The sequence below is a fragment of the Roseateles sp. P5_B10 genome (genome assembly GCF_056400485.1).
Window position 1 is genome coordinate 1 of the sequence record NZ_JBFULE010000550.1, and the last position, 3,619, is coordinate 3,619.

Sequence of the window (3,619 nt, forward strand, 5' to 3'; positions counted from 1 at the left end):
GGCCCTGGCTCCAGCTCTCGCCGGCCAGCACGCGGCGCTGGTCTGACAGCACGCCGCCCGATTCGGTCACCGGCCGGTCGACGACGAAGGCGCCGGGGTAGACCAGCACCTGGCGCAGCTCCGGGTAGACGCCGCGCGCCGCACCCAGCAGCGGCAGGCAGGCCAGGGCCGCGACGGTGACGCGAATCTCGTCCGTCACGCGCAGGCCACGGCAGCCGAGGATGGGCTTCTCGGCGAGGAAGACCTGCATCAACCCTTTCAGGCGCAGTTGCTGGCGCGCCGGCAGCCGGGACACCAGCGGCACATGGCGGCGCAGCAGGCGCCGCCACGACTGCGGGAAGGGGCGGCTGGCGATGCGCTCGCGGCGGCGGCGCACCCACAGCGGCCACATCGCGATACCGGCGGCGGCGAGCAGGACGAGGCAGAAGCAGATGAACAGCGGCATGCTGGGCAACTGGGCCCGGCCGCACGCTTTGCAAGCCCCCCAGTGCCTGGGGTATGCCCGGCTCGCTTAACCTGCGGCCATGGCCGAGCCCGAATTCCGTCTGCGCGCCTGGCAGGTGCTGCTGGGTGGCATCTGTGCGCTGGTGCTGACCATCGGCCTCGCGCGCTTCGCCTACACGCCGCTGTTGCCGCAGATGCAGGCCCAGGCGGGCCTGGGCGTCGCCGACGGCGGGCTGCTGGCGGCCATCAACTACGCGGGCTATATGAGCGGCGCGCTGCTGGCGGCCTGGATCGAGAGCCCGACCTGGCGCCAGCGCCTGTACAGCTGGGGCCTGCCGACGGCTTTGGCCATCACCGCGCTGATGGGTTGGAGCACGAGCTTCGGCGGCTGGGCGTTGTCGCGCTATGTCGGTGGCCTGTGCGGCGCGGCCGGCATGCTGCTGGGCTCGGGCCTGGTGCAGGGCTGGTTGATCCGGTCGGGGCGCCGGCCCGAGCTGGGCATCTACTTCATCGGCCTGGGGCTGGGCATCGTCGTGTCGGCCCTGGGTGCGATGGGCATGACGCAGTGGAATCTGAACTGGGCCCTGCAATGGCAGGGCTATGCCTTGCTCGGCCTGGTCTTCCTGATCCCGGCCTGGGCCTGGCGCCCGCCGGTGCCGCCGCCGGCCGCGAAAGCCGCGTCCGATGCAGCACCCAGCCGGCGTTGGATGGCGCTGATGGTGGCGGCCTATTTCTGCGCGGGCTGGGGCTTCGTCGTCAACGCGACCTTCACTGTCGCCATCGTCGAGGCTCAGCCGCTGCTGGCCGGACAGGGGCCTTGGGCCTGGCTGCTGGTGGGCTTGTCGGCGACGCCGGCTGTGTTCGTCTGGGATCGCATTGCGCGCCGCACGGGCGACGTTGGCGCRCTGCTGATCGCTTTCGGCGTGCAGATCTTCGCCGTGTTGCTGCCGATATTGGCCAGCGGTCTGGTGGCCGCGTTGGCGGGCGCGCTGCTGTATGGCGCGACCTTCATCGGTATCGTCAGCCTGACGCTGGCTCTGGTTGGCCGGCATTCACCCGCCAATCCAGGCAAGGCGATGGCCCGGCTGACGCTGAGCTATGGCATGGCACAGATCAGCGCGCCTGCGCTGACCGGTCGGATGGTCGAGGCCGGCGGCGGCTTCGATGTCGCGCTGTGGCTGACGGCAGCCGTGATGGCGGCCGGCATGGCCTGCCTGGCCGCGCTGCTGCGGGAATCGCGCTGAGCCTTTGCCTCAGCTGCCCTTGCCGGGAGGGGCGGAGCGCTGGTTGCGCACGGCCTCGCTGACGGCCTGGGTGCTGCGCTGCGCCGCCTCGCGTTCAGCGGCGGTGGTGCAGCGCGTCTTGGGCAGCATGCTGCCGGTGGGTGAGTCGCGCTCGCAGATGGTGCCGTTGTCGGCCGCAGCCTGGGCGCCGCTTTGGGCGGGCGGTGTCGTCGAAGCGCAGGCGGCCAGTGCGAGCGGCAGCAGCGTCAGGAAGATTCGTTTCATGTCGAAAGTCGGTTCGGGTGAAGCGCCGCAGAATACCGCGGGCCAGACCTCCTGATTCCCTCGTGATCCCGTGACATCAAGGCCGCTGTCAGCGATGCCGGCAGCGGCAACCTGCGCAGCATGTTCGGCACCGACCAACACGCCGTGCAGCACGAACACGAGGTGGGCCGGCCCAGGGTGCAGCGCGACCGAGGCGCGTTTCATCGCCTGGATGGACTGCTATCTGAAGCCGCAGCAACAGTCCGCCACGGAGTAACTCTGTGTGACGCCGTCATCCGCCGCGCGCTCGTGACGGTTAGTGGGGCACGGCCGCGTATTTCGTGGCCTGGAGATCCTCATGAAACGACTGGCCCTTGCCATTGCCCTGATTTCTACCGCCCTGTTGTCGGGCTGCATCATCGTGCCGGCCCGCCACGGCGGCTACCACAGGGACGGCTATTACCGGGATGGCGGCCACCAACGTGACGGCGGTTACTACCGCGGCAGCGTCTACGTTCAGCCTGGCTCGAGGTAACCGAATGGGCCGTCTCCCTGAGGCGGCCTGGAGATTCCGATGAAACGACTCACTCTGGCGTTCGCCCTGGCTTCATCTGCACTGCTGTCGGCCTGCGTGGTCGTTCCTGCTCACCGGGCCGGCTACTACGACGGTGGCTCGGCCATCGTGGTCGACGCGCCGCCTCCCGCACCCTATGCCGAGGTCGTGCCCGTCACGCCCTATACGGGCGCAGTCTGGGTCAATGGCTACTGGGGCTGGAACGGCGGCCGTCACCACTGGGTGCCCGGCTACTACGAGCGCCCGCGTGCCGGCTATCGCTATGAGCCTCACCGCTGGGAGAGCCGCGGTGGCCGCTGGCATTTGCGTGCCGGCGGCTGGATCAGGCTGTAGGGCCTGTCTCCCGGCGGCAATGGGWCCCATTGCCGCCGGGAGACAGGCCCTAGACCCGTTCGATGATGGTGGCGATGCCCATGCCGCCGCCGACGCACAGCGTCACGGCGCCGGTCTGGAGATCGCGTCGCTCCAACTCATCGAGCAAGGTGCCCAGCAGCATGGCGCCGGTTGCGCCCAACGGGTGGCCGAGCGCAATTGAACCGCCGTTCACGTTGACGCGATCCAGGTCCAGGCCCAGATCGCGCGCCGTCTTCATCGGCACCRCGGCGAAGGCCTCGTTGATTTCCCACAGGTCGATATCGGACGCCTGCATGCCGGCCTGGCGCAGTGCCTTCTGACAGGCTGGTGTCGTGCCGGTCAACATGATGGTCGGCTCGCTGCCGACGACGGCGGCCGCACGGATGCGCGCGCGGGGCTTGACTCCCGCCGCTTCGCCGCCGGCCTTGGAGCCCACCAGCACCAGGGCTGCGCCATCAACGATGCCCGACGAATTGCCGGCATGGTGGCGGTGTTCGATCGCCGACGCCTGCGGGTATTTGCGCAATGCCAGGCCGTCGAACTTCGCGCCCAGCTTGATGAAGCTGGGGTTCAGCGCCGCCAGCGTCTCGATGGATGTTTGTGGGCGGATGGTTTCGTCCTCGGCCAGCAGCAGGGCGCCGGCTTCGTCATGTACCGGCACCAGCGCGCTCGAGAAGTGTCCTTCGGCACGCGCCGCGGTGGCACGCTGATGGGAGCGCGCCGCGTAGGCGTCGAGCTCGTCGCGCGTGAAGCCCTCCAG

Annotated in this window: 6 protein-coding genes; 3 read left to right on the forward strand and 3 right to left on the reverse strand. The window is 69.4% G+C overall.

Annotated elements, in window-relative coordinates; genetic code table 11:
- A partial coding sequence (locus AC1DU6_RS23620; RefSeq protein ID WP_477860022.1) for a zinc-dependent peptidase occupies nucleotides 1-445 on the reverse strand: 445 nt, incomplete at its 3' end.
- A gap of 79 nt (nucleotides 446-524) precedes the next feature.
- Between AC1DU6_RS23620 and AC1DU6_RS23625 the strand changes: the two genes are divergently transcribed.
- Nucleotides 525-1,688 carry a YbfB/YjiJ family MFS transporter gene (locus AC1DU6_RS23625; protein WP_457322637.1) on the forward strand — a complete coding sequence of 388 codons (1,164 nt, stop codon included), beginning with the start codon at nucleotides 525-527 and terminating at the stop codon, nucleotides 1,686-1,688.
- A 9-nt stretch (nucleotides 1,689-1,697) separates the two neighbouring features.
- Here the strand turns inward: AC1DU6_RS23625 and AC1DU6_RS23630 are convergent, their stop codons facing one another.
- On the reverse strand, nucleotides 1,698-2,156 hold the full coding sequence (locus AC1DU6_RS23630) for a hypothetical protein (RefSeq protein ID WP_457322638.1): 459 nt from the start codon (nucleotides 2,154-2,156) through the stop codon (nucleotides 1,698-1,700).
- 133 nt (nucleotides 2,157-2,289) lie between these two features.
- Between AC1DU6_RS23630 and AC1DU6_RS23635 the strand changes: the two genes are divergently transcribed.
- Nucleotides 2,290-2,466 carry a hypothetical protein gene (locus tag AC1DU6_RS23635; protein WP_200955217.1) on the forward strand — a complete coding sequence of 59 codons (177 nt, stop codon included), beginning with the start codon at nucleotides 2,290-2,292 and terminating at the stop codon, nucleotides 2,464-2,466.
- Between the two features lie 39 nt (nucleotides 2,467-2,505).
- On the forward strand, nucleotides 2,506-2,838 hold the full coding sequence (locus AC1DU6_RS23640; protein WP_056193040.1) for a YXWGXW repeat-containing protein: 333 nt from the start codon (nucleotides 2,506-2,508) through the stop codon (nucleotides 2,836-2,838).
- Between the two features lie 49 nt (nucleotides 2,839-2,887).
- Here the strand turns inward: AC1DU6_RS23640 and AC1DU6_RS23645 are convergent.
- The coding region (locus AC1DU6_RS23645; protein WP_477860025.1) for an acetyl-CoA C-acyltransferase at nucleotides 2,888-3,619 on the reverse strand (732 nt) is incomplete at its 5' end.